Raw genomic sequence first — 26,934 nt, 5'->3', positions numbered from 1 at the left:
TTACGAGGCACGCGCATCTAATCCGCTTTGTTTGCACGGGCCAGTACCCTGTCCACCATCGACAGCATTCCGCTTTTGTCATAATGAAGATAATGGCCGGCCGCAATTCTCATGGGGTCCCCCGCATGGAAAAATTCGTACACCAGTTGACGCTGCCCGAAACCGTCCCCGGAGGCGTCCCAGGCCAGATTCAGAAGCTTCGAACGGGTCGCCGCGTCCGTCTCACCCGTAGACAGCGAGACCGCCAGACCGCCCAGTTCCTCGGCCAAAAAATCCTCGTAATGAGGAGTCGACAGCATAGAGCCGGCCGCCAGGGATTGAATCGTTTTCACCATTTTTTCGTACATTTTGGGAAAATTATAGCGGATCGCCTGTATGGCGTTGATGCTCGGCGTTTGTACCCCCTCATGGCTGACAGTCGAGTCGGCTTCGCTTAACAGGATGCTTGCCCGCAGAAGCTCGACGTACGAAGTCATTTCTCCCAGCTTTTCCTGGATATTTACGAATCCGTCCAGTTTCAGCATCCCGGCAAGTTTGACGGCGATTCCAGTCAGAAGCTCCGCCTTGGACAAGCCGCGCACGATCCCCTGATGCCCCGTATGATTCCGTGCAAATGTTTTGTCGTAGAACAGGTTCGACTTAGCCACGTCTTTAAACACGAATACTTTATTCCAGGGGATAAAGACGTCGTCCAGAATCAGGTAGGCGTCGATTTCGTCAAAGGAGTTGGCCAGCGGATGGTCGAAAGCGTGGTAAGATGATTTCACAAGCGGTTTCCGGCAGATGATTTTAACCCCGGGATAGTCGACCGGCAGCGCGAACGACACGGCATAGTCTTCATCCCCAGGCTTTAAACCCGGCATGTTAAAAATAAGCAGCTCGTCCGCGATCGGCGCAAGCGTCACAATCATTTTGGCTCCGGTGACGGTAATTCCGTCTTTATCGTGAGCGACTACTTTAACACCCGCGTAATGGTTCGTTTGGGACCCCAGAGACAGCGAGCGGTCGATTTGCGGATTGATTGCGCCGTGTCCGACGAAAAGGTTGTTCGTCTTGACAAACCGGTAATACGCCCTCATATTCGCGGAAAAATCGGTGTACGCATTTTCACCCAGCAGCTTGCTGTGGGCATAAAGCGTAGCCAGGGCCGCGTTGATGAAATCCGGCGTTCTGCCGAGCATGCCGTATGACAGATCCGCGACTTCCTTGTATGACTTCGCTTTTTTCCGCAAGTCTTCTTCTGCTGCGGGTACAAGCAAACTGACGGGAGCGTTGAGGCCTTCCTCGTCTTTAAAGCAGTGGACGTCCGGCTTCTCATCCTGCAGATCGTAATAACGTCCGATGCATGCTATAGCTCCCATAAAAGCGGGTTCTGTGCGGACATCGACTTTCACGCCGTTTACATACACGGTATTCCGGTCCTTCAGTCTCTCCAGATACTGACCTGCGGCCGATTTTGCGGTAACTACCATGTCGTGTGCCTCACTCCTGTCTGATTGTCACTGAATGACAAATTTTGTTTACCAAAACATAATTAAATAATTTATGACAAATTTTACTATATTTAAGGTTACCATGCCGCCTTCTTCTTTTTCAATAGAATTTATGCAATTTTTACCAAAAAGATAAGAAGATGACTTTTTCCGGCTTGGGGTTCGCATGATCGCTTCATATAGTGTACAATGCAAGAAACACCTGTTATCAAAAGTTTGGGTACCATTAGGAGATGTTTACATGGCAGAAGAAGAAGTGATCTTAACCCCCGAAGGACTGGCTCAGCTGGAGCAGGAGCTGGAAGAGCTCAAAACCGTGAAGCGCAAAGAGCTGGCGGAACGCCTCAAGACCGCGATCAGCTACGGGGATCTTAAAGAAAACAGCGAATACCACTCCGCAAAAGACGATCAGGCTTTTATGGAAACCCGGATTATCACGATTGAGCGGATGCTGAAAAAAGCCCGTGTTTCCGACAATACCGATACGTCTACCGTTAAAGTCGGCTCTATTGTCGTGCTGAACGATATCGAATTTTCCGAAAAGGTGGAGTACCGGATCGTCGGTCCGGCCGAAGCGGATGTAGCGGATAACAAAATTTCTTACGAAAGCCCGCTGGGCGTTTCTCTTATGGGAAAATCGGTCGGCAGTATTGTCAGCGTGGATGCTCCCGTCGGAGTCATCAAATACGAACTTCTCGAAATCAGAGCGAAATAATCGCCCTTTACCGGCAAAAAGGGGCAGCCTGCCCAGTCATTTGGTTGACTGGGCAGGCTGCCCCTTTCATTTTGTTTTTTTCGCGGTCTCCGCCCGAATTACACCGCTCCCGGTTCCCCCGGGCAACGCTTCCCTGAACAGTACCTTCCGAATGCCGGGTTTCGGGTTTCGGGTTTCGGGTTTTGGATTTCGGATTTCGGATTTCGGGTTTCGGGTTTCGGGTTTCGGTATTAGCGTCTTAGCGTTCGTCCTTCTCAGGGTGAGACTGGGCTTTAGCGCATAGCGGCAGCGGGAGTACGCAGGGTACTCGCCCAGCGGACGGATGCCGCCGGGCTGCCGCGAAGGACGAACGTGTGAAGGTCCGTTATACCTGCCGGTCAGCGGGTTCGGGACGAAGCGCGAACCGGACGGCGCGGCTGATCAGCGGCGGCAGCACAGAGACGTGCCCCTCGCCTTCGAACTCTTTGTACACGGCTTCCACGCCGCAGGGGGCTAACGCCGAAAGCCGCCCGCAAAGCTCGGACGCATTCTCCCCGCCGCCGGTATGATGCGACTTTTCCAGTTCCCCGATGGCGAGGAATACTTTTATATCCGCAAGCTCACCCGGAGACTGTCCGGCGGAGGCGGACAGCCTGGAAGCGAAAGCCTGCTCTTCTTCAAGCAGCACCCGCTTGTTCCAGTGGATGGACGGGCTGCCGGCGATGTAACATTGGAACGCTTCCGGCCTTGCGAACAGCAGGTGAAGCACAAACAATCCGCCCAGTGAATGGCCGAAGATCGTCTGTCTCCGGCGGTCGATGGGGTACGTCTCTTCGATCGCCGGCTTCAACTCCTCTTCGATGAACGCCATGAAGGCTCCGGCGCCCCCATGCTCCGGCCGTTCACCCTCCCTGAGTTTGAAGGGCAGCTCCTCCACACGGATGTCACGCGTAAAATCATAATGCCTCGCGGGATGAAACGGACCGTCCGTCGGGTAACCGATACCGACGACGATAGCGGGGATCACTCCGGTTCTCTGCGGAGCCCGGGACTGGACGCGCACGGCTTCGACCATCGTGCCGAAGACGGAGTTGGCGTCCAGCACGTAAACAACGGGGAAACCCGACGCGGGTGGTTCTCCCTCGGGTACAGCAATGAATATCCGGTATTCCCGGTTTTTCGCGCGCGAATGCATCGTACGCTGCTCGGACCGCGGCATGGTCACACGCTCCAGGACTCCGGCTGCCGCTCGGGACTTGTCATTCTCTCGATTGACTGTTCTCAATCTACCTCACTCCTTCGCCTGCCGCTTCTTTTTGCGGTTCCGTGCCGCTTCCCGGCGATGCCGATGCAGCCGCCTTATTGCGCAGATAACTTTCATATCCGTAACAGACCGGCGCCCCGTTCTCGGGGTCCAGCATGATCCGGGCATCGATATGGAACACCTGGTTGAGCACGTCTCTGGTAATAATTTCATGCGGGTGCCCGGCCGCGATAATTTGTCCGCTCTTCATAGCGACGATCCGGTGGGAGAACCGCGCCGCATGGTTAATGTCGTGGAGCACCATCACGATCGTCTGTTTCCGCTCCATATTCATTTTCTCTACGATCTGGAGCACTTCCAGCTGGTGGGCCATGTCCAGGAAAGTCGTCGGTTCGTCGAGCAGCAGCACTTCGGTATCCTGGGCGAAAGCCATGGCCAGCCATACCTTCTGCCGCTGTCCGCCCGACAGACTGCCGATTTCCCGGTCCCGGAAAGCAGCCACGTTCGTAACTTCGAGCGCCCACTCGATCACTTCTTTGTCCCGGGGAGAAAGCCTGTTCAGGTTTTTACGGTGCGGATACCGCCCGTACGACACGAGCTCTTCGACTTTAAGCTCGGAAGGGGCGATGGGATTCTGCGGCAGAAGGGCGATATGCTGAGCGATCTTCCGGGTCGGAATCGAACTCAAATTTTGGCCGCGGAAAAAAACAGTCCCGTTCTTCTGCTTCAGAATGCGCCCGATCGTTTTGAGCAGCGTCGATTTTCCGCAGCCGTTAGGGCCGATGATCGTCGTGACCTCCCCTTCCTTCACCTCAAAATTGAGATCACGGAACACGGTGTTTTTCTCATAACACGTTTCCAGATTCTCCACACGAATGATACTCAAGAACGAACACTCCCTCTATGCTTTGGCCTTAAACAGCAGGTAAATAAAATACGGAACGCCTAGGATCGAAATAACGACGCCGACAGGCAACTCCACCGGATCAAATACGGTTTTGGCGATAAAATCCGATCCGATCACCAGCAGCATGCCGATAACGGCGCTGACCGGCAGAACGCGGTTATGATGAACACCGACCAGACGTTTGGCGATATGCGGCGACATCAGCCCGATAAAACCGATACCTCCGGATACGGACACGCACGCGCTGACAAGGCCGATGCTGCCGAGCAGAAGAATTCCCTTCTGCCTTTCCACGCGGACTCCCAAACTTTTCACACTGCTTTCTTCAAGCTGGAAAAGATCCAAAGTGTACGCGCTTCTCCGTATCAACGGAATCAGGATAAGGAGCCACGGCAAAATGGAAACGACATATTTCCAATTGGCGCTGTAAATGCTGCCCGAAGTCCAGACGGCGGCCATTTCGAAATCTTTGGCATCCATCTTGAGCGTCAGGAACAAAGCCAGCGCGCTGAACCCGGCTCCGATCGCGATCCCCGTCAATATCAGACGCTGGGAATCGATCCGGCCGTTTTTCCACGAAAACAGGTAGATAAGAATGGCGGACGCAAGCCCTCCGACCAGTCCGAACAGGGGCATCGTCATAATCCCCCACCAACCCGTTCCGTGCAGCTTGCCCTGGAAAAAGAACATGAAGATAACGATGGCCGCCCCGGCTCCGGCGTTGATACCGAGAATGCCCGGATCCGCCAGCCCGTTGCGGGTAATCCCCTGAATGACGGTTCCCGCAATGGCGAGGCCCATGCCGACCAGTCCCGCGATCACAATACGCGGCAGCCGGAATTCGAGAATGACGAGATCATTTTCCGGACTCGGGTTAATGCGTAAAAGCGTATGCAGCACATCCCGGACCGTGATATCGAACGAACCGTTCGTCAAGCTTGTGTAGGCGGCAATCGCAATTAAAACTATGCCGGTCAGAAGAACCAGCGTATAGCGGCGGAACGATTGTTTAGGCATGTTTTTCCCCGCCTCTCGTTCTGGCCAGATACAGGAAAAACGGCACGCCGATAATAGCGGTCACGACTCCGATCGGCATTTCATACGGATAATTCAGGAACCGGCTGAGAATGTCCGCCAGAGCGAGGAAAATACCGCCCAGCACACCGGCGCACGGAATGACCCATTTGTAGTCGATGCCGATCAGGAAGCGGGTAATATGGGGAATAATGAGTCCCACAAATCCGATTTTGCCGGCCAGAGCCACGGAAATTCCTGTGAGAATAACGACCGCGCCCATGGCGACGATCTTCACCAGAAGCGTTCTTTGCCCCAGATTGATCGCGACTTCTTCTCCGAGCGAGAGAATCGTGATCGATTTCGCAATCCGGAAGGCGGCGATAAGACCGACAATCGCGAAAGGAACACAAAGTAGAATCAGCTTGGGGTCAAGTTGATGAAGTCTCGCGTTGTACCAGAAGCTTATGTTCTGCGATTTCTGAAAATACATGGAAAGAGCCGCCGAAACGCTGCTGAGGAACGTACCGATCACGGTGCCGACGATCGCCATCCGCACAGGCGTCAATCCGTTCGGAAGCAGCGAGGCAAGCCCGAATACAATGCCGACCCCAAGCGCGGAGCCGATCAGAGAATAGAAAATCATATCCAATGAAGACGAATTGGGCAGGAAAATCATACAGAGCGTAATAACAAACGCAGAGCCGTCGGTCACCCCCATGATGGAAGGGGATGCAAGGTAATTCCTTGTCATCCCCTGCATGAGCGCGCCCGATATGGCAAGGAACGCTCCAATTAGAAGCGCCCCCACTACTCTCGGCAAACGGGAGGTCCGGATAATCTGATGATCGACATTACCCGGGTCGAAATGGAACAAGGCGTCCATAACCGTTTGCAGATGAATTTGTTTGGCCCCGTAAAGAACGGACAGCACGATGGTGAACACGATGATCACCGGTGAAACCCATAAGATCCATTGAGGCTTTGCCAGACTTCTTTTCATATCGGATTACTCGCTTTATGTTGAAATTTAGTTGGTAAGCTTCGGAAGAGCGGCCTCAAGGAACTTGATCTTGCTGTACGACGTTCCTCCCTGCGCCAGCGGGTCTACGACGTTTACGAATACTTTTTTGTTTTTCACGGCGTTGATACTTTGCCAGATCGGATTTTTCTCCAGGTCTTCCAGCGCTTTCGGCTGCTCTTTGTTCTCGTCTTCCGAGAACTGGACGAACATATAGTCCGGATTGATTTCGGACAATTTCTCCAGCGAGATCAGCTGCTGCGCCTTGGCTTCTTTCACTTCGTTCGGAACGGCGAGACCAAGATCGGTATAGAGCGACGGGTTGAAGAACACACCGGCCGGATAAATGGCGATGCTTCCCGCACGTACACGGAGCACCAGCACTTTTTTGTCTTTCAGGGAAGTGCCGAGCTTTTCTTTCGCGGCGGCGGCGTCTTTCTTGTACTTCTCAATGACTTCTTTGGCCTTATCCTGATGACCGGTCAGCTCCGCCAATACGTTCAGGTTCGCTTCCCAATCGGTCGAAACATGGGAGATCGGAAGCGTCACTTTAACCTTGTTCAGCTTTTCCATCATTTCGGCAGGAAATTTGGTTGAACCGAGAATGACATCGGGCTTCAGCTTCAGAATTGTTTCCACATTCGGCTGCGTTTTCTCGCCGACGGATTCCGCTTTATCGGTAATGCTCTTGAACATATCGGGGAACTTGCCGCCGACCGAAATCGCGCCGACCGGTTTCACGCCCAGCACGAGAGCGTCTTCCATCGATTCCATGGAGCCGGCGATTACGATGCGCTCCGCTTTGGCGGCAACGGAATATTCTTTGTCGAGGTATGTAATTTTGCGGGGTTCGTTATTGCCCGCCGCCGTCGCCGCCGGACTTTTGGTCGCTTCGGCTCCGCCCGTATTAGCCGCTTCTTTCTGTGCTCCGCATGCGGAAGATAGTAGTGTTACCGCAACCAGACCGGCTGCCACCCATGTTTTTTTCATTTTTCTCTAACCCCTCTCCGTATCCGGAAAAATTATATTTGTTTTTTTGTATCTCTGCCGAAAATCCATATCAGTGCTTCTGGAAACTGTTCCACGAATACGGGAACCTGGTGATGGCCGCCTTCTCCGATAACCAGACGCAGTCCGGCTCCGCCAAAGCCGGAGTCCGCAAGCAGCGTGTAAGCCTGCCTCGTTCTGGCCATCATGGCACTCTGAATCGTTTGCTTGCCTACGCCTTCCTGATCCCCCACATACATGTAAAACCTCTGTCCCTCGTCGGCCAGCCTGCGCTCCGCCATATATTCGGTGAACCCTTCATACCAGAAGGACCCTGAGATGCAGCCGATTTTCCCGAAAACACCGGGATGTTCGAATGCCGCAAACATCGAGATCAGACCGCCTAGCGAAGCTCCTATCATTCCCGTATCGGCAGGTCCCGTCCGCGTCTCGTACCGAGCGTCGATATAAGGCTTAAGCTCATGAACCACAAGGTTCAGATACTTCCCGCCGAATCCCCCGAAATCCTGGACGGATTCGACCAGCGCCTTCGCGGGCCACGGCGTATATTCATCCAGCCGTTCATGCGGCTCCAGCCCGACGAGAATCATTTCCGGCAGCTTCTTCTCCCGGAACAGCTCTTCCATGCGGGTCACCGCCTCGTTGGAGACCGTATCCATATAGTCGGTCGGATCGTTGACATACATGACCGGATAGCGGTGCTTCGTTAAGCCGTATGACGGTGGTGTGTAAATGCTCAGTGTCCTGCCCTGAAAAACTTGGTGTTCCAGACATCCTCTCTCTCTGCTGTGTTCCATGCCATTCCCCCAACGCTCTCTTTGTAAAACTGAGAATCATTATCACTTAACAACAAAAAAAAGAGGGAGGTTCTTTTTTGTTCATTTGTATTGATAACAATTCTCAATTGAAATTATAACCCACGTTCCTTTGACGGGACATGGACAATAACCGGATTTCGTGCTGGACTATTTCCGTAAAAACAGTTTTTCCACTTCACCCAGAATACGTTCGTGGCCGGAAGCCGAGTATTCCCTCCAAGGATCCGAAGGGATTTCGTAAACCCGGTTCGTCCGCACCGCTTTAAGATCCCGCCAAAGAGCCGTCGCCTGCAGATCGCGCCACCGACGGAGCGTCTCCGTTTCCTGGCAGACGTTGACGAGGATATGGTCTGCCGCAAGTTCCGCGAGCTGCTCCGGATGGATCGGCACATTGATCCGGTCCCGCGCGTACTCGAAGGCCGGCTTCATGCCCAGCTCGTGAAAAAACACGTCGCCCATGCTTCGGGTTCCGCATACCCGGATCTCCTGCTTATGCAGGCTGATCAGCAGAAATGTTTCTTCCCCCGCCCATTTCCGCAGCCTGCCGCGCAGCGACTCCACACGGCCGTCGAATTTATGAAGCCACGCCTGCGCTTCGGCCGTACGGTCCAGATAGGCGGCGATAAGGAGCAGCTGCTCCCGCCAATCCGCCTGCCGCTCGGGAATGTACAGCACTTTGCCCGCCTGCTCCAGGCGCTCTTTTTCTCCGGGATTGAGGGTGTCCATCGAAATGATCAGATCCGGGCGTGTTTCACGGAGCTTCTCGATGTTGTGCTCCCAATCTTCGCTGTACCGGTAGGCGCTTAGATGAACGGGAATATCCGACCGATAGCGCTCGTAATAGTGACCGGTCCACTTGGGATGCAGCGGGGCCGCGTACGGAAGGTGATGAATGGCAAGCAGCTGGCCAATCAGGTGTGATTGATGGACCGCGATTTTTTTCTTCCGGTTCTTCATATAAACCGTCGGCGAAACGCCCACTTCCTGCTTGAACTTCCGGCTGAAATAAAATTCATCCTGGTAACCCACGACATGAGCGATGTCTTTAAGACGGGATTGGGACAACGCCATCAACTGCTTGGCCCGGTTAACCCGCTGTTCGGTCAAATAATCGATCACGCTCAACCCGTATGTTTTCTTAAACAAATCCCCGTAATACTTCGGCGATACTTCGGCCATCCGCGCAAGCTCGTCGATCGTGATGTTCGTCTGGTAGTGATTTTCAATATAGTGGCGGGTCCGTTCGAGAGCGCTCCGGGCATCCTGCCGGGATTCGTCCCGCGTATGAGAACAGACCGCATGGAACAGTTCAAGAAATCCCGCCTCGGCTTTCAGCCGGTCGAGCGGGTCGCTGCCGTGCCAGAAAGCATGAAGCGCTCCGCTAAGCACCGGAAGCTGCGGCAAGGGCTGAACGTGGAGCACCTGAGGCCCCTTCCAGGTTCCCTTTTCGCGGCTTACTCCCTTTTCATCCTCATAAAAAAGGTCGAAACCGGCAAGAGTCAGCTCCAGACCGTCCCCTTCCGCTTCCATACCGATTACTTGTCCGGGCAGGCATATATGTACTTTATCTTCGCCGAGGCGGCTAAGTGCGCCGTCCCGTTTGAGCGTTCCTTCGCCGGCCGTAACGGCGATCAGCAGATGCGTATCGATGAGCCGGTAATCCATTTCCCAGCTCTCCCCGGCTTTGATGATTTCCACCTGGCGCAATTTATAGGAAGCATCCGCAGCGGCTGACGTTAAATCCGGGCGTATGTCTTCATCGATATTCGGAATGTCACTCAACTCTTTCCCCTCCTATGGTGCTGGCTGTCGTTCCGCTCAGGAGTCCGTTATTTATGATAATGATTCTCAATATCATTTGATTATACCAGATGTCTGCGACCTTGAGAATCGGTTTCTTTTGCACAAAAAAAGAACCTATTAAATATTTCGAAGCGGAAATAGTGGAAAAGCTCCGGCTCATACAGTAAAGAAGCTGATTGCGCGGGCTTCGCCCAAAATATCCGCAAAGGAGCAACCTTATGCCATTTGTAAACCGGTTTGTGACCAACCAGAACGGCGCCGTTACGTTTACGGGCAATACTCTGGGTTTAAGCCGCTCCAATACCGTCGGCGTTCCCGGTACCGTGGACAGTATCGGCGCGTTTATCACCACCAATACGTCCCAGCAGTTCGGAACCTATCCGCCGGGCACCACAAACAATTTTGCCGCCGACAGTTCGTCAGCCGTACTGGTTATCCCTCCCGGGAGTACGATCCTGTATGCCGAACTGATCTGGGGAGGCACCTACATCAACAACGGAGTCGACCTCAGCGCTTTTATCGACAACCCGGTTACGTTTGCCACACCATCCGGCACTTTCAGCGCCGTACCCGATCCCGCAACCTCCTTTAACGTTCAGCTTTCCGCCGATCCGGGTTTCCCTCCCGCCTTCGCCTACTCCCGTTCCTCCGTCGTGACGAATCAAGTCAGTGCCGCCGGAGCGGGAACCTATACGACAAGCGGCGTCGCAGGGACGATCGTTATTCCGGACCCGACCTCCAACCACGCGGGATGGACGCTGGCCGTCATCTACCAGAATCCTGCGCTCCCCTTCCGGAACTTGTCCCTGCGGATAGGCGCGACCGTCATTTTGTCGACATCGGGTCCCGTCAATACGGTCGTAAGCGGATTCGCCACGCCTTTTGCAGGCGCCCTTAACGCGCGTGCTCTCTTCAGCGCCCAGGAGGGGGATGCCAACAAAAGCGGCGACCGCGCTCTGTTCGGACCGGCGCTCGCTTCGTTAACGGCCTTGTCGGGACCGAACAATTTTGCCCAGAATTTTTTCGCCTCGCAAATTAATAAAGACGACGGAACACTGGATACGAGCGGAACGTTCGGGCTGCGGAACCAGACGAACGGACAGCCGGGTACCAATATCGTCGGCGGCAGGCAGGGCTGGGATATCACAAACGTTAACGCGTCCTCCACCCTGCTCAACAACCAGACGTCTGCCGTCCTGCAAGCTGACTACGAACGGAGACGGCTATCTGGTCAATGCCAACGCTCTGCAGATCGATATCAATATTCCGCTGATTGAAATCGTCAAAACGGCGGACGAAACGATCGCCGCAATCGGCGACATCGTCACATATACCGTTACTACGCGCAACACGTCTCAAGTGGATGCGACTAACGCGATGTTTTTCGATCTCATTGCCGCCGGTTCTTCCTTTATTGACGGAAGTGTGACTATCGATAACGTTGCCGTTGCATCGGCCGATCCGACCGTCGGTTTCCCGATCGGCGATCTTCCTGCCGGCGCGGCCGTAGTGGTGAAATTCCAGGTCCGCATCGACTCCCTGCCCGATTCGGAAGAAATCCGCAACCAGGCGCAGGTTGCCTACGATTTTAAATCGACGCCGGATAGTCCGGTGCTGTCCAACTGGGTCCCTTCCAATATTGTGCGGATCCCTGTCGTAGATGCCGGAATAGTTGTCGTCAAAAGCGCGGATACGGCGGGCCCCGTTGATGTCGGAGACACCGTCACGTTTACGCTTGATGTGACTGCCACCGGAAATACCCCCGTTACCACGACGGTTACCGATCTGATTCCGCAGGGAGCCGCTCTCGTTGCTGGCAGCGTGGCGATCGGCGGAGTTCCCCAAGCCGGTGCCGATCCCGCCGCAGGAATTAACCTGGGGACCCTTAACCCCGGCGACACCGTCACGGTCACGTTCCGGATTACCGTAAGTGCGTTTCCGGAAAGCGGAAATATCGTAAACCAGGCAACGGATATTTTCACGTTCCAGGCGGGATCTCGTTCGATCCCCGGTACCACGTCTTCTAATATCGTGACGATTCCCGTTAATATTCCATTCATCGGGCAGGCGACCCTGACCCTGATCAAAGCCTCCAGCCTCACCGCTGCCGTAGTGGGCGATGTCATTACGTACACCGTAAACGTTCAAAATCTCGACCCGGTCGTCGGTACCTTTAACGTTCTACTGCTGGATCCAATTCCGGCAGGTTCCGCATTCGTTCCGGGCAGCGTGACCGTAAACGGGGTTTCACAACTGCTGGCCAGCCCCGTCACGGGAATTCCTCTCGGAAATATCGGTCCGTTAACGACCGTGCCGGTTACTTTCCAGGTCACCGTCACATCCGTTCCCGTGCCCGCCGTACTTACTAATCAGGCGACCGCGAATTATACATCCGGCGGTCAGGCTCTCAGCTCCGGCTCCAATATCGTCAATATTCCTGTCTATCAGCCGGCCCTGACCGCGAACAAACTTGCCGGCACCATACAGGCAACCGTCGGTCAAACGGTCGTATTTACTCTTCTTCTTCAAAATACGGGCAGCATTGCCGTCACTCCGGTCGTAACCGATATTGTACCGCCGCAAGCTTCCTTTATCGCGGATTCTTTGCGCATTAACGGCGTTCTCATCCCCGGTACCGATCCTGCCGCCGGAATCACGCTGGAACCTCTGGCACCCGGCGGAAGTACGGCCATCACGTTCGATATCGTTGTAAACGGCCTGCCGCCGGGCCAACTGCTGACGAATCAGGCATCCGCCGCCTATACGTACCAGCCCTCCCCCGGAAGAGTCCTCACCGGCGTAGCCGATTCCAATCCGGTAACCGTACTTATTACGGTTACCGGGGTCACGCTGACGAAATCGGCTGATCTTTCAACCGCTGTCATCGGAGATATCGTAACCTACGAGCTGGTGTTTACGAATACGTCGACAGGTCCGGTTACCGCCGTAATTTTGACGGACCCGGCCGTAGAAGGAGCCGTGTTCATCCCGGGTACGGTCGTCGTCAACGGAGTTCCCGATGCGGCCGCCGTGCCCGCTTCCGGCATCGCTGTCGGAACCGTGGCTTCCGGCGGAGTCGTCACGGTGACTTACCGGCAGCGCGTCGATTCCCGGCCTGCCAACTCGTTTATTGCCGACCAGGCATCCGCCGGCTTTACAAGCGACGAAGGACCATCCACGGTCATTTCAAATCCGGTCAATATCGCTGTCGCCGAACCTTCCCTCACGCTGGAGAAAAGCACCGATACACGCTTTGCGCTTATCGGGGACCTTGTGCGTTATTTTCTTACGGTTACGAATACGGGCAATTATAACGTGAATGTCTTCTTGTCGGACCCGATTCCGCCGGGTTCCGTATTCGTGCCGAACAGTCTGGTCGCTGGCGGAACCCCTCTGCCTGGTGTCGATCCTTCGGAAGGAGAATTCATCGGAACCATAGAAGCCGGTGATACCTTTGAGGTTACGTTCCTCGTTGAAGTCGTGTCCGTCCCTCCTTCTCAGGCTCTTATCAACAGAGGAACGCTCATTTACGAATTTGTCCTGCCCGACGGACGCTCTTTCAGCCGGTCGCTTCTTTCCAACGAAGTGAACATTCCGGTGGCCGCTCCCCCACAAGCTCAATTGCTCAAATCCGTCAATACCAATGAGCTGGACGTAGGCATGCTCTTCGTCTTTACCCTGCAATTTCTCAACCCCGGCCCCTTCCCTGTAACGGAAGCGACCTTGTTTGATCCGCTTCCTGCCGGATTGGTTTTTATCTCTGGCAGCGTAACGCTAGACGGAACGGCGCGGCCTGCCGCCATTCCTTCTGCCGGAATCACGCTTGGGAACGTGCCTTCCGGCCGGACGGCAGTTGTGACCTTTACCGCCAGAGCGTCCGCTCCTCAGATTGCCGTCAACCAGGCGTCGGCATCTTTTGCTTATCTGCTTCCTGACGGCCGCCGCCTCACGGATGCAGCCACATCGAATCCGGTTCGGGTCCGGATCAACGAGAACGAAGAATAAGGGGCTGCATCCTGCGCAGCTCCCCGGGTTTCCACTTTTTATCCGAACGAAAAAAAGACCGCACATCATTTGTGCGGTCTTTCTCAGTTCAGGCGGTTCAGGCGGTTCAGGCTGTTCAAGCGGTTCTGCCGGGTTCGGGGTTTGTTCATCTTGCGATGCACAAGAATGCGGCTCTAAACGGCAGTGTATTTTCCCCGCAGTGCGAGAGGCTCGTGGATGACCACGGTCATCTGACGCCGGACACTGTGCTAGGAGTTTCGCGTATTGCGGAAAAGCTCGTAAGCTCGTCCCCGAACGACATGGCACAAGATCCTTCTTCAGTCGCCGGACCCCGCTTCAGACAGTCGAATCCGCTGAACCCGCCTTGCGGGATCAGGCCGCTTTTCTGTCCAGTGCGAACACCCATAGGGCAAGCAGCATCCCGATCAGCGACAATACCGCTCCGGTCCAAGGAAGCATCGATAAGCCGGCTTGGTTAATGACCATGCCGCCAAGAAAAGCTCCTCCGGCATTTCCGAGATTTAAGGCCGAATGGTTAGACGTCGAAGCAAGAGCGGGAGCGTCTTTGGCCAGCGTCATAATTTTGACCTGAAGGCCCGGCAGCACCCCGAAAGCGGCAACGCCCCAGATGAAAATCGTAACCACGGCCGCTGCCGGCATTTTAACCGTATAAGCGAAGACGGCCAATATAAGCGCCAGCACGGCGAAACTGCCGATCATCACCGGCATCAGTTTCCAGTCCGCCAGTTTTCCGCCGAGAATATTACCGAATGTAACGCCGAAACCGAATAAAACCAGAATCCACGTCACACTGTGCTCGGCATAACCGGTAACCTGCTCCAGAAGCGGGGCGATGTAAGTGAACACCGTGAACAGACTGCTGCAGCCGATGGCTCCCGTAAGGAGAACAAGCAGCAGTCTCGGCTGCGCCAGCGCCCGGATCTGCCGGACGAGGCTTGATGATTCCTCCCGGGGAATGACGGGAATGAGGGCAATGATGCCGACGAGGGAGATAACCCCCATAACGGCCACGGCTCCAAACGATGCCCGCCAGCCCATATTCTGGCCGATAAACGTCCCGAACGGAACGCCGATAATATTGGCGATCGTTAGTCCCGCCATCATAATGGAGACCGCCGCAGCCCTGCGGTGCGGTTTTACCAGATTGGCGGCGATAACCGAACCGACGCCGAAGAAAGTACCGTGCGCCAGCGCAGTGAGCAGCCTTGCTCCCATCAGCAGGCCGTAATTCGGCGCGATAGCCGCAACCGCGTTGCCGAGGATAAAAAGCACCATCAGCAGGCAGAGCAGCATTTTCTGCGGCAGCCTGTGTGTCGCGACCGCCAGCAAAGGAGCGCCGACGGCTACTCCGAGCGCGTATCCCGTAATCAGTTGTCCCGCATGCGGGATGGAGACATGAAGGTCGCCCGCGACGTTTGGCAGCAGCCCCATGATGACAAATTCCGTCATCCCGATCGCGAAAGCTCCGCACGTTAAGGAAACGAGTGCGAGCGGGAACCGGTCCTTGGCCGTTTCCGTTGTTCCCGCAAGATGTGCATGATTCATGATGTCCGGTCGATCCCCTTTCCACTGTTCACTAACACAACGATCTATGTTAGCACGCTTGAGGAACAAACTCCACCCCTCAGGCCGGACGATCATGATTGTTCACGCACCTAAAAAGGGACGGCAGCAGTCGGGCGGTATCCCGTCGGCCGGCCACACCTCGTTTCCGGCGTAATAAAATCGTATGCCGTCCAGCCTGGCCATGGCCTATCAACCTCGAGAATGAGGAGCTCTCCTCTTCTCTTCCCGCTAAAGTGGCGAAATGCAGCCTTTCGGATAGATGGACGTATTGACGCGACATGGGCAGGTTTTCGGCACTATACTATCCGCTCAGATCGTTTCATCGCTCATCTAATTAAATCTCTATATGAGTAAGCATTAAACCAAGGATCAGCAGGAGCATACCGATGACTGCGGGGCCAACCATTTTTATCCAACGTGCTGTTTTATAAGGCTTGCCGCTGCTTTTGATTTTCTGCTGCTTACGCCATCCATACTTAGTCAACCCTTTCGGTTTGTACACCGACAAGACTGTTGCCACAAGCACGATCAATAATCCTCCACTTGGATGTACGATATGAATCGAATCCTTCAAAATAGTTATGTCGGCGCTCGACCATGCACTTTGTGACGCTATGGATACCGCATGGCTCAGTTCTAGAATATAGGCGATCAACATAAATACGGCGATAACGGTAAACACAAGCTTAAATAAGATCCAATAATGACGGAATAACCCCCATCCCGTGCCAAGTGATATCGCAATTCCACTGAGCAGCGATGCAAAAGCCACGGGGACAACAATATAATTAGCAATCAAGGTCATGATTTCGAAAGCGGATCGTATCCTTTCAGCATCTTGATTGTTTAGGAGATAAGCTGCTATGGGAATATAAGCGGCTGCGGAGCCCAGCCATCCCATGGTAGTAATCACGTGTATAGTGAGTACAAGCTTACGGAGAGTGGGTGAAAAAGTCATGTTCCCCTCCCCCTTGTCCCATACACGGTACTTCGTTTTGTCGCCATATTTTTTTCATTACCATATCCTCCCCCTATAAAGGAATGTTTTCTTCTGTTTTCTAAAAAAATCTCATTACAGGAATGGCTCCTATTCATAAACATGCTTGGGACAAGTCTAGCCATGCTGAGCAGACGATGAACCAGGGAATCGCGGGGTATATCACACATCGAAGAAATCATCATCCTTGTATACATAGGGCCGCTTGCCCCAACATTTGCTTGCTATAAGATGAAAGCTGTTTGCCCGGGATTTTTGTTGAGACTACGGATTACTGGGGATGACCGCTGCTCTCCAATTGTTTGATCATCTCCATTAGTTGGCTTTCTGATAAAGCTGCGCCACCAATGTCATGACATGCTGTGGAGGCAAGCCCATTAGTACTCTTCCATATAGCTCTAGTCCAGTCGATGCTGTGGTCAAGGCATGATTGGAGCCGCCTCTAATGTCCCGGAAGATTTGAGACAAGCGGTTGGAGTCGGCAATGACACTTCCTCCGCTCTCTGCCACGAGCAGATCTACGGCTTCCCAGCACAACATGGCTGCATAGGTCATATCTGTCTGCAGCTGTGCCATTTCCTTTAAACTAAACGGTTCCATGTTGTGCACGTGCCGCTCCAAATTGTCGATGGTTCGACTTATATGAAGATGAGCGGATTCAACCTTCATGGCCGCAAGTCCTACTTTATACTGAATATGACCGACTGCCGCCTGTGAGGTATGGACCGTCATTGAAATTCCCTTGTGAGGTGCTTTCTCAATAAAATATTCGACAGCCCCTCTGGCGAGTCCGAGAATCGAGCTTATACCGGTTGTGAGGATGGTAATATGCTGTGCGTAAGGTTTGTATCTGTCACGTCCCTTCAACTGGGCAGGCAACTCAGCTCCCTGATGCATGTTTTGGGTGATGACATTTTGGTCGGGTACAAACAAATTTTTGATTTCCAGACTATTACTTGCGGATCCCCTTAAACTCATCGTGTACCAATCGTCAACAATCGTGATTTCACTCATCGGAATGACGGCCAGCATCATCTCCATAGCCCTGCCGCCTTCCTGCATGGACTTTCTGTCCTTCAAGTTTAACAAAGCATGAGTGGCGTGCTTTGAAGCTGAACCAAACCCCCATAAGCCCTCCTCTATCAGATACCCTCCGTCCACTTTCTTCACGACCGCTCTATTGGCTAGCAATACCGAACAAAAACGGATCTCCTCTGCCTGGTTGTAGATCGATTTTAACAATCGGGAAGGTAATGATAGTGCAGCATTATAGTTATTTCCGTTGATGATTTGAACGACCCAGCCTACAGACCCATTTCCCTTGGACACCTCGGATATAATTTCGATCATGGCACGAATACTCACGTCATGTCCCCCGTACTCTTTCGGTGTGCCGAGCTTAAACAGCCCCGCATCCGAAATCTTTTGAATCACTTCATCGGGAATTTCCCGTTCTTCATCAATAATCGTACCGAACTTTTGTAGATAGGAAACTAATTCGGAAGCATGGTTGAACAGTTGCTGTTCATGAGCAGTGAGTTGACTTCCTGTACTTAAATGAGTCATGAATATCCACTCCTTTATTATACACGTGTATATTTAAACTATCTTTGTAGAATAAATGATATAGTGTATAATTAATTTCAACAACCGATAATATCGCCGAGATGTCGAAAAACGATACAGAAAGAGGAATCTGTCATGGGAAATAAAACAAGCGAAGATCTTCGAGTCAAAAGAACACATAAGCTTTTGTACAATGCCTTGTTAGACTTAATGGAAAAACACCCGTTTGAGAGTATAACGGTGAAGCAGATCTGTGATCTGGCGATGGTACATCGAACTACGTTCTACACACATTTCCAGGATAAATTCGATTTACTTTCACGGGCCATGCAGCAAATTGCCGATGAAGAATTTAAGGGATTTGACGATGCATCCTTTTCTCCATCCGATAATTTCAGGGAATTATTTTCCTTAGCAATGAAACATAAGAAATTGTTTTCCCATCTTTTAGCCGAAGAGAGGGATTCTTTGAGAAATCTGTTGCGAAAAGAGATGGCAAGGGGCATGAAGCAATACTTGCTTAAGCATAATTCGATTGAAGAGAATGACATCGACATACAAATTAAGATAGAGGCTTACATCGGAGCCGTGCTTGGTGTGCTGAATTGGTGGATAGAGAGCAAAATGCCTATCGATCTTGAGGAAATAATTAAAAAAATGAATATCTTTTCCGAAGGAAATTTCGCGGATTAATCTCATATTTCTTACTGATGAGGTTCTGTTCCGACTATTCCGTTACTTCAACGAACAAAGGCAGCCGATCGATTGGTGTCGGCACTGACACTTGACCCATTACGGGAATGTCCCCCTTCGCCTCGATTCCGTTGTTGCAAATCCCGTCCAGGTTCCGTATTTCATGTATAATAAAGGAAAATCATTGGCAGGCTTAGTGAGGAAGGAACCTATGAAAAAAGTTTTTTATATCATGGACTGGGGGATATTCGGACTCCGGTCCTATAATTATGTTTTGCTGTTATTTCATATTTTAATGGGGAATGAATATTCGGCTCGAATATTCGTGAACATCGTCTGGCTCTTGGCGGCACTTATTATTCCGATTCTAGTATGGTTTCCGCAGCGAAGGATGAACAAAGAATGGTTCATCTCACTTGAACTATTGCTAGGCGGATCTTATTATATGAAATCGTTCATGCAGGCGGATCATTTGGGGAGTGTCGATTATCTGATTCCGAGTCTTACAATCGGTTACTTATTAACCAGAAAGACAGCCTGGACTATGCCGGTCCTACTATTGATGCCATTTATCAGCACGTTATTTGGAAAAGTTACATGGGAGCTGGCGCTCGGTTCAAGTTCAGATAACCTTCTTTTCTTCTTTATCGGGATTTGGGTCAACTTCATTGCCAAAGCCTATCATGAGAAAAATAAATTAGCCAAAGAAATTGATGAACAAAATAAATTGTTAACCCAATATGCCGCCGAGATCGAAAGGATGACACTGCAAGAGGAACGAAGTCGTATGTCTAAGGAGATGCATGACACGCTAGGACACTCTTTTATTTCCCTTATTATGAGTCTTGATGCTGCTATTGCACTTCTAGACAAAAACCCAAAGCTGGCAAAAGATAAATTGATTCGTATAAGAGGACTGACGGAACAAAACTTGGATGAAATGAGGGATATCGTGCACAAGATGGGAGAGGATGAGAATATAAGCCTAGTGGACCATATTGAGAGACTCGTGAACAACTTTCGAGAACATACCGGGACGGTTATTCGTCTCACGCTGAACGGAACAGATCGGCTCCTTCGTTTCGATGTGCAGCAATCGATACTTCGGGTAATACAAGAATCCTTTACGAATGCACTAAAGCATGGAAAAGCAACGGAAATCGAGTTGGGTATCCACTTTTATCCATCGGCTTTGCGGGTTTCCATTCAAAATAACGGAAAATCCTTTGGCAAGATAGAGCCCGGGTTCGGCCTGACAGCAATGAAGAATCGGATTGAGAGGCTGGGAGGTACTTTTTCAATCTCCGCCTTGGCGGTCACTGGCGTTGAAGTCAGATGCGAAGTACCACTGAAAGGAGGTGCGTTGGATGCCGAAAATTAAAGTACTCATCGTTGATGATCAGGAATTGATCCTTGAAAGTTTAAATATAGTCCTGGAGATGGAGGACGATATCGAGGTTGTCGGATTGGCTAAGAATGGTGAAGAAGCGATCAGTTATTGTGAAAAAACCCAGCCGGATATCATCCTCATGGATATAAATATGCCTATTATGGATGGCGTTGCTGCTACAGAGAAGATCAAGCCTCGATTCCCGTCATCGAAAATTATTATTCTAACTTCCTACAAAGAAGTTGAATATGTGCTGGCAGCGTTAAGCCATGGAGCTGAAGGCTTCCTGCTCAAAGCCATCCACCCCAAACATCTCATCGCCGGCATACGGGTGGTTCACACAGGAAGCACACTCATTTCGCCCGAAATGGCAGACAAAATGATTAAAAGCATGCTGAAAAGCAGTGTTGCCTCGACTATGGATACAAGATCCCCGGAACCCGAATGGCTTGAGAAAAAAAATGAATTCGGACTTAGCACCCGCGAAGTTCAAGTTCTTCACAAACTGGGGTTAGGTCTGCGCAATCAGGATATCGCTAAAGCATTATACCTTAGTGAAGGTACGGTTAAAAATTACATCTCGACTATTTACTCGAAAATGAATGTAAAAGGAAGAAGAGAAGCTGCCTATAAGGCTAAGGAAACAGGAATTATAGATCCTTAAAGAAGACACACTGCAGAAGGAATAACCTCTCGCAATAGATCTGCTCAAAGCCGACACCTTAACGGATGTCGGCTTTTATTCTACTAACGTCATATGACCGTGATATGACGAAAGGGTACTACTGACATATGACTTTTTTAAAGTATTGTATGCTTTGTAACCTGCAAGAGCGGAATATAAATCGATATCCCCTCAGGGGAAGAGGAGCGATCGCTGATCATGAGAGAGACGAATACACCCGACACTAAAGCGCTTAGAAGGAAAAGAACATCCCGTTTGGATTCGTTCTTCCAATTCCCCCTCGTCTGGATGTTGGTGGGAGCGCTTGGAATCATCCTCGCCAACGTGACATTCAGCTTGTTGTCCAAAGATTTAAAAGCACCCGAGTCCATTATTCTGACCCTTGTCGAAAGCGCCGTTGTCATCGTAATCTACTGGCTTGCGATGAAATTTCTGGCGCGGCGTCCGGTTCCCGAACTTCCGTTCCAACGGCGTGCGGTATCGGAAGTTATTTACGGCTCTGTCGTCGGCCTTATCTTTATCATCGTTTCAACAGGCCTCATCGTCTTATTTGGCGGATATTCATTCAAATGGTCACCCGAAAACGCCGGCTCTGTCGTCTGGCCTATCCTCACCACGCAGCTCGTCGCTGCCTTAGTAGAAGAATTGATCTTTCGGGGACTTGCCTTTCAAGCCATTGAAAAAAAGGGCGGAAGCTGGCTTGCACTGGCCCTAACCTCCCTCTTCTTCGGGATCGCCCACCTGGGAAACCCTGGAGCTACGCTTTGGGGAGCCTTTTCTATTACCATTGAAGCTGGTGTATTGCTGGGTGCAGCCTTCCTTTGGCGGCGAAATGTTTGGTTTATCGTAGGACTTCATTTTTTTTGGAACGCCATAGAAGGACTCTTAGGCATTCCCGTATCAGGCCATCCCTCCTCCGGTCTTTTCACGGTCGAAGTTACGGGCCCGGCCCTTCTCACTGGAGGCAAATTTGGCCTTGAAGCTTCGATAGTTCCCGTAATTGTCAGTCTGTTGATCGCTATCCCTATGCTGTTCTTTGCTCGCCGCAAAGGGCATCTCGTATCACTCCGTCAAAATCCGAAATCATAACGAAGGGAACAAATAAAAAATTTTGCCGTTAGAGTGTTCACCGTATCACTCTAACGGCAAACAGGCAAGGGAGGAACTGGCACGGTCAGTTCCTTCCTCTCCTATCGTTGCTCCCAGTTACCTTAATTAACAAGGATCAAGAATCCAAAAAATAAGGAAACTGCCGCTACTTAATGAATGTCGAACCGATCTCTATTCTCATCCACCCATTCCGCAAACGACTTCAGCGCCAAGCCATACTGCCTGGTTTCCTGCATATCGAAGCCGTATCCGGGGAATTCCTCCAACCACTCCATGAAATAAGTCGTGCCTTCCAGCATACCGCGTTTCTGGGTTTCCTCGGTGCTGACTGTTTCGAAAACCACTTGTTTATCAAGCACCCGACTGAGCGTCTCGGCAATTTCCGTCATGGACAGCTCGTCGCTAGCGACATTAATATCCCTGGCATGAAACTTCTGCGGATCTTCGAACGCTGCGCGTGCGAATCGGGCCATATCCTCCCCCGAATTGAGCTTCAACGGCGTGTCTCCATGCATCGTGCCGAACAAGACGCCGTTTTTCAGTTCCGGAGCCATAACGGCTGAAAGGGGCGCCGTGAAATTTTCCATAAACCAGCACGGATGCAGGATCGTCCAATACCGGAAACCGCCACCGCGGATCAACTCTTCGATGTAGTATTTATTATCCCATGTCCGAGCCAAATACTCGTATTTATCCCAGCGCGGAAAAAAATTGCTGCCAGCGACCGAGGTATGGACGACTTGTTCGATTCCGGCGTCCCTGGCGGCCTGCACCATGTTAGCGGCGTTCCGCGGCTCGATCGTCTGGTCGTATGGATCAGCGTACTGCACAGAAAAAATCGCCGCTACCCGATGCATGGCTGGCCCGAGCGATGCCGGATCGCCTAAATCTCCCCGGCTCACTTCCGCACCTTGGGCAGCTAACGTTTGGGCGGCTTCGGATTCAGGGTTGCGGGTCAGAATACGTACGCGTTGGCCGTGCCTTAACAACTCTCGGGCTACGCTGCCGCCTTGCGTACCGGTACCGCCTATCACCAATATCGTTCTCGTTTCCTTCTGCTCCATATCCGACCACTCCATTCGCTTCGAATAAGCGAATTATATTACCGAGGTAATGTAATGTCAACACTGTGGTAATGTGAATTTTTCACGTGGAAAACAAACTAAAAAACGCCCCCTCTACCGAGCGGAGCGTTCTGCCTCTTCTCTCATTTGACGACCAACAGAATTTCAAATCGCTTTCTTGTTTCTTCCAGAATATCGAAGCTGCCGCCTGTCATGGCCCAATTCAGAATAACCCCGTTGGCCAGATTGCACATCGTGTCCAGCAGTTCCTCGGCGCTCGCCGGATTTTTGATTTGGCCCGCGTCTTTGGCTCGTTGAAGCAAAGCAGGAATAATGCTGCCGAGCAGCGCGGATTTGCTCTTATCTAGAGGAAGAATTTGATTTCGCAAGTGAACCCGATAATTTTCCTTCGTCATTTCGACGCCCGATCGGACAATATGCTTCACGAATATTTCCATCGCTTTGATGGCCTGCTCGGCAAAATCGGTAACGGCAAGAATATTCAATAAATCGTCGTTGGATACGAGGTTGTCAAACGAAAAAAATTCAGAAATCAACTCGTCCTTGGATTTGAAATGGTAGTAAAACGCGGTTTTGGTCACATTGATTTCTTGACAAATCTGATTGATCGTCACATTTTCGAATCCATATTGATTAAATAAATTTATGCTTGTAGTTAAAATAGCTTCTTTGGTTGAACCTCTAGCACTCATATTCGCTCTCAACCCCTTTGCCTTATTATAAATCATTTATTAAGGAGAATGAATTATATTACCAAGATAATGTTTTTTAGTATAACAGTAATATTAATAATTAAACTTGGTAATATTATGTTTCCTAGAATCGTAAATCGTTATGAGCTCATAAATGAAGATGTCGGCGTATTCCCGACAGCACACCATCCTGGCATGCCTTAGAAATCAAACTCAAAAAACGCCGACAATTTGGTTGTCGTTGTCCGAACATGCCCACCACGATATTTGGCTTTTCCGCCACGTTTACGAAGCTCACGTTCGACATTATTCCGTTTGCCCTTTTCGGAGTATAAGAAATACGTTTCGTCCATTTCAACGATTCCCCGGAACGCTTCATACATTCAATAAAACGAACCCAAATATAAGGTCTCCTCGTTCGTTGCAGAGGGTATTTGTAAGGTCATTGAACGTTTAGCGACAGGATTTACAACGGTAACGATTTGCGCCTGGTTCGTATATCTTGGCTGAGAAAATTAAAGTTATGCGAAGACGAAGCGAGAAAAGCAAAGTAATGTTTACAGTCCTGTATTGAGAAGCAGTTGCTTAATGCCCAAATGATATAAAACTTTGGAAAATTCCAGACGATTTCCTAATTAGAACGAACTAAAAGCCCCTGAAACCCAAAGTCTCAGAGGCTGTAAATTCCTTTATACCAAATGCTACTCAACATTCCTCTATCACACTCAAACACCAAAATTTTTCGCCGTCACTTAGGGTACGGTTCAGCATATCATCACCAATTTCAATATTTTCCAAAACCCTTTTCGCAAGTAATGTCCAACGTGAGAATGTCATACAGGTTTTGCTTGGATTCATCTAATTTTTTTTGAGCGGCTTCTATTTCCGCAATTTTCATTTGTATCAGGCTTACATGCTCTTCCTTCGACATTCCGTTTTTCGAGATCATTGATTTAATATCCTGAATTGAAAAGCCAACTGCCAAACAACGCTTTACAACATTCAGATGATGAATGATGTCTGTCGCATAAATCCGATAGTTGTTTTGATCTCTCCATACATATTCATTCGTGATAATGCCTATTTGCTCATAATAACGGATCGTTGAAATCGGGAGTTCCATAATTTTCGCTACTTCACTTATCCTCATGACCATCCCCCAGTTCTAGCGCTTGCTATAAAGTGTACTTTATAGTTTACCCTTTTAGTAGTACTGGTGAACAACATCATTTCTAAATTCAACCGAAAAAAGGAGAGAGACATGTATGAGCATCCTTACAGGCAACTACCAGAAGACAAACGATTTCAACAAAATTGCTCTGGAACGTCGCTCCGTTAAAGTTTAGGATCCCGAAGTGAAAATCAGTCGGGAAGAAATGACCGAGATCTTAGCGCAAGCTTCCCGCGCCCCATCTGCCATTAACATGCAACCCTGGCGTTTCCTTGTGATCGACAGCCCCGAAGGCAAACAAAAACTCGCATCACTGGCCTCCTTCAACCAGACACAGGTTTTGACATCCTCGGCTGTTATTGCGGTGTTTTATGACTCCAACAATATTGAATATATGGACGAAATTTTTAGTAAAGCAGTAGAACTTGGCTATATGCCCCAGAACATCAAGGATATGCAATTGCAGCAGGCAAAGCCGTATTATGCAAGCCTGACTCCATCCGCCTTGCGCGATATAAACATATTGGACTCGGGTCTTGTGTCCATGCAACTAATGCTTGTAGCTCGCGCCCACGGCTATGACACCAACCCAATGGCGGGTTATGACAAGGATCGAATCGCGGAGGTCTTTCACTTGGACAAGGAGCGGTTCCAGCCGGTCATGCTGCTTTCGATCGGTAAAGCGAGCAAAGAAGGCTACCCTTCGTATCGGTTACCGGTAGATACGATTACCACTTGGGCTTGATCGGACTATCCCGTTGCACCATTGCCGATGGTTGAGACTTCGGTGCATAACAATCTTCTTTTATACTAAGGTTTAGGAGGGCTTTCCAGAAAGTGTGAAACAGTCGGCAGGCCAGGTGGAGAGCGCTTGCTCGGCAACAGACTCTAGCATGTCGCGACTGAAGCCGGCTTTGGCTTGAACAGCCATACCTTGGAGCACCACCAGCAGCATAGTAATTGAGAATGAACTTCAATTACGGCAAACGATATAAATTCTTGTCACTGACTTGTGATAAGAACTTATATCGTTAAAATAAAAAAAGCCGCTTCTACGTAACTTTTAAGCATATATGTTCTTGTCATCCGACAATAAAACCCTTATTGATGTGCCACATTGTATAGGTTTGTTTATGAGTTGTTCTCCTCGCTTGAAATACTAAGTTGTTTTTCTTATATCTATTCTGCCCCTCCCTTTAGATGTGTGAAAACGGCAGCTCATCATGTGATTAGCTGCCGTCGTATTGTATTGAGCTATCGTTCCCATTTAGTTTAATGAACTATTGGGAATTTATAAGAGAAAGTACATCCTTCGGATGCTCAAACTTATATTTAGCTGGAATAAGATCGGGGTGCTTACAACCCCAAAGTGCTAGTCCAAAATCCATACCTGCGTCTCTTGCACATTCATAATCATAGATAGTATCACCAATATAGATGGAAGACTCAGCAATTGCATCTGAAATCTGTAGGAATTTTAGAAGCGGATCCGGTTGCGGTTTATGAAGATCCGTATCATCTGCACATACAATGTAATTCAAATCATGAGTAAGCCCAAACGGAACAAAGTCATTTTGAAATTCTTGATATGTCTTTGAAGTTACCACTCCTGTTTTAATTGAACGTTCCTTTAAAATGATAAGGACCTGCTGAATTCCATCGTATACATGAATAGTCTGTCGATAATCTGTCATGTACTTATTCCAATATTGATTCGCCAGATCGATATCCTCTATCCCAAGTTGGGGCAAAGATACTGCTCCAGGGATTCCTAAAACGAACGTGAGGTCATGTTGGTCCACAGACCGATTAAAATGAACCTTCAGCATTTTCTGTAAAGACCCCAAAACTGCTTCTTCGGTATTTATGAGCGTTCCATCAATATCGAATATAATTGTCTTATACATTATTATCCCCTTTAGCATTAGTAA

22 protein-coding genes and 2 pseudogenes are annotated in these 26,934 nt (G+C 50.4%); 8 read left to right on the top strand and 16 right to left on the bottom strand.

All coding sequences use genetic code 11. The features are described from left to right. Positions 1-17: 17 nt before the first annotated feature. Complete coding sequence (locus ABC395_RS12080; protein WP_413003314.1) at positions 18-1,472, bottom strand: 4-hydroxyphenylacetate 3-hydroxylase family protein; 1,455 nt, start codon at positions 1,470-1,472, stop codon at positions 18-20. A gap of 262 nt (positions 1,473-1,734) precedes the next feature. Here ABC395_RS12080 and greA point away from each other — a divergent pair, with 262 nt between their 5' ends. Continuing rightward, on the top strand, positions 1,735-2,208 hold the full coding sequence (gene greA, locus ABC395_RS12075; RefSeq protein WP_413003312.1) for a transcription elongation factor GreA: 474 nt from the start codon (positions 1,735-1,737) through the stop codon (positions 2,206-2,208). Between the two features lie 364 nt (positions 2,209-2,572). On the opposite strand, the gene ABC395_RS12070 is transcribed toward greA, so the two are convergent. From ABC395_RS12070 to ABC395_RS12040, 7 genes are all read right to left on the bottom strand, one after another. Continuing rightward, positions 2,573-3,406 (bottom strand): alpha/beta hydrolase, encoded by an 834-nt coding sequence (locus ABC395_RS12070; protein ID WP_413006732.1) that lies wholly within the window; start codon positions 3,404-3,406, stop codon positions 2,573-2,575. A gap of 67 nt (positions 3,407-3,473) precedes the next feature. Next, entirely contained in the window at positions 3,474-4,337 is an 864-nt protein-coding gene (locus tag ABC395_RS12065; RefSeq protein ID WP_413003310.1) for an ABC transporter ATP-binding protein, read from the bottom strand. A 15-nt stretch (positions 4,338-4,352) separates the two neighbouring features. Beyond that, positions 4,353-5,375, bottom strand: a complete 1,023-nt coding sequence (locus ABC395_RS12060) for a FecCD family ABC transporter permease (RefSeq protein ID WP_413003308.1) — start codon at positions 5,373-5,375, stop codon at positions 4,353-4,355. Next, a complete protein-coding gene (locus tag ABC395_RS12055) occupies positions 5,368-6,375 on the bottom strand; it encodes a FecCD family ABC transporter permease (protein ID WP_413003307.1) in 1,008 nt (335 codons plus the stop codon). The genes ABC395_RS12060 and ABC395_RS12055 overlap by 8 nt, the downstream gene beginning before the upstream one ends. Positions 6,376-6,402: 27 nt before the next feature. Beyond that, the gene (locus tag ABC395_RS12050; protein WP_413003305.1) at positions 6,403-7,383 is read right to left on the bottom strand and encodes an ABC transporter substrate-binding protein; all 981 of its coding nucleotides are present in this window, start codon (positions 7,381-7,383) and stop codon (positions 6,403-6,405) included. A gap of 32 nt (positions 7,384-7,415) precedes the next feature. Continuing rightward, on the bottom strand, positions 7,416-8,198 hold the full coding sequence (locus ABC395_RS12045) for an alpha/beta hydrolase (RefSeq protein WP_413003303.1): 783 nt from the start codon (positions 8,196-8,198) through the stop codon (positions 7,416-7,418). A gap of 168 nt (positions 8,199-8,366) precedes the next feature. After that, entirely contained in the window at positions 8,367-10,001 is a 1,635-nt protein-coding gene (locus ABC395_RS12040) for an ABC transporter substrate-binding protein (protein WP_413003301.1), read from the bottom strand. A gap of 239 nt (positions 10,002-10,240) precedes the next feature. On the opposite strand from ABC395_RS12040, the gene ABC395_RS12035 reads away from it, so the two are divergent. Next, positions 10,241-11,299 carry a hypothetical protein gene (locus ABC395_RS12035; protein ID WP_413003299.1) on the top strand — a complete coding sequence of 353 codons (1,059 nt, stop codon included), beginning with the start codon at positions 10,241-10,243 and terminating at the stop codon, positions 11,297-11,299. Then, positions 11,211-14,027: a DUF7507 domain-containing protein gene (locus tag ABC395_RS12030; protein ID WP_413006731.1), complete on the top strand. Its 2,817-nt coding sequence runs from the start codon at positions 11,211-11,213 to the stop codon at positions 14,025-14,027. The genes ABC395_RS12035 and ABC395_RS12030 overlap by 89 nt, the downstream gene beginning before the upstream one ends. Before the next feature lie 372 nt (positions 14,028-14,399). On the opposite strand, the gene ABC395_RS12025 is transcribed toward ABC395_RS12030, so the two are convergent. The 3 genes from ABC395_RS12025 to ABC395_RS12015 all read right to left on the bottom strand — a co-directional run bounded on the left by ABC395_RS12025 (position 14,400) and on the right by ABC395_RS12015 (position 18,177). Then, complete coding sequence (locus ABC395_RS12025; RefSeq protein ID WP_413003297.1) at positions 14,400-15,593, bottom strand: MFS transporter; 1,194 nt, start codon at positions 15,591-15,593, stop codon at positions 14,400-14,402. Between the two features lie 355 nt (positions 15,594-15,948). Next, positions 15,949-16,572 carry a hypothetical protein gene (locus ABC395_RS12020; protein WP_413003296.1) on the bottom strand — a complete coding sequence of 208 codons (624 nt, stop codon included), beginning with the start codon at positions 16,570-16,572 and terminating at the stop codon, positions 15,949-15,951. Between the two features lie 354 nt (positions 16,573-16,926). Further along, the gene (locus tag ABC395_RS12015; RefSeq protein ID WP_413003294.1) at positions 16,927-18,177 is read right to left on the bottom strand and encodes an acyl-CoA dehydrogenase family protein; all 1,251 of its coding nucleotides are present in this window, start codon (positions 18,175-18,177) and stop codon (positions 16,927-16,929) included. A gap of 135 nt (positions 18,178-18,312) precedes the next feature. On the opposite strand from ABC395_RS12015, the gene ABC395_RS12010 reads away from it, so the two are divergent. The 4 genes from ABC395_RS12010 (at position 18,313) to ABC395_RS11995 (ending at position 22,034) form a co-directional block, all read left to right on the top strand. Beyond that, on the top strand, positions 18,313-18,870 hold the full coding sequence (locus ABC395_RS12010) for a TetR/AcrR family transcriptional regulator (RefSeq protein ID WP_413003292.1): 558 nt from the start codon (positions 18,313-18,315) through the stop codon (positions 18,868-18,870). Positions 18,871-19,081: 211 nt separating this feature from the next. Further along, on the top strand, positions 19,082-20,251 hold the full coding sequence (locus tag ABC395_RS12005) for a sensor histidine kinase (protein ID WP_413003290.1): 1,170 nt from the start codon (positions 19,082-19,084) through the stop codon (positions 20,249-20,251). Then, the gene (locus ABC395_RS12000) at positions 20,238-20,924 is read left to right on the top strand and encodes a response regulator (RefSeq protein WP_413003288.1); all 687 of its coding nucleotides are present in this window, start codon (positions 20,238-20,240) and stop codon (positions 20,922-20,924) included. The genes ABC395_RS12005 and ABC395_RS12000 overlap by 14 nt, the downstream gene beginning before the upstream one ends. 219 nt (positions 20,925-21,143) lie before the next feature. Further along, positions 21,144-22,034, top strand: a complete 891-nt coding sequence (locus tag ABC395_RS11995) for a CPBP family intramembrane glutamic endopeptidase (RefSeq protein ID WP_413003286.1) — start codon at positions 21,144-21,146, stop codon at positions 22,032-22,034. Positions 22,035-22,204: 170 nt separating this feature from the next. On the opposite strand, the gene ABC395_RS11990 is transcribed toward ABC395_RS11995, so the two are convergent. The 4 genes and pseudogenes from ABC395_RS11990 to ABC395_RS11975 all read right to left on the bottom strand — a co-directional run bounded on the left by ABC395_RS11990 (position 22,205) and on the right by ABC395_RS11975 (position 24,982). Continuing rightward, positions 22,205-23,119: an NmrA/HSCARG family protein gene (locus ABC395_RS11990; RefSeq protein WP_413003284.1), complete on the bottom strand. Its 915-nt coding sequence runs from the start codon at positions 23,117-23,119 to the stop codon at positions 22,205-22,207. 143 nt (positions 23,120-23,262) lie between these two features. Further along, entirely contained in the window at positions 23,263-23,832 is a 570-nt protein-coding gene (locus ABC395_RS11985) for a TetR/AcrR family transcriptional regulator (protein ID WP_413003283.1), read from the bottom strand. 257 nt (positions 23,833-24,089) lie between these two features. Continuing rightward, positions 24,090-24,312: pseudogene (locus tag ABC395_RS11980) on the bottom strand (IS1595 family transposase); the annotation flags it as partial. Between the two features lie 304 nt (positions 24,313-24,616). Then, positions 24,617-24,982, bottom strand: coding sequence for a MerR family transcriptional regulator (locus ABC395_RS11975; RefSeq protein WP_413003281.1), 366 nt, complete (start codon positions 24,980-24,982; stop codon positions 24,617-24,619). A 115-nt stretch (positions 24,983-25,097) separates the two neighbouring features. Between ABC395_RS11975 and ABC395_RS11970 the strand changes: the two are divergent. Next, positions 25,098-25,748: pseudogene (locus ABC395_RS11970) on the top strand (nitroreductase family protein). A gap of 535 nt (positions 25,749-26,283) precedes the next feature. Here the strand turns inward: ABC395_RS11970 and ABC395_RS11965 are convergent. Next, positions 26,284-26,910: an HAD family hydrolase gene (locus tag ABC395_RS11965; protein ID WP_413003279.1), complete on the bottom strand. Its 627-nt coding sequence runs from the start codon at positions 26,908-26,910 to the stop codon at positions 26,284-26,286. Positions 26,911-26,934: the final 24 nt, after the last annotated feature.

The sequence above is a fragment of the Paenibacillus canaveralius genome, from assembly GCF_047238265.1.
GTDB lineage: Bacteria > Bacillota > Bacilli > Paenibacillales > NBRC-103111 > Paenibacillus_F.
The sequence above is the reverse complement of the archived record's forward strand: the minus strand, read 5'-3'. Positions and strand labels throughout refer to the sequence as shown.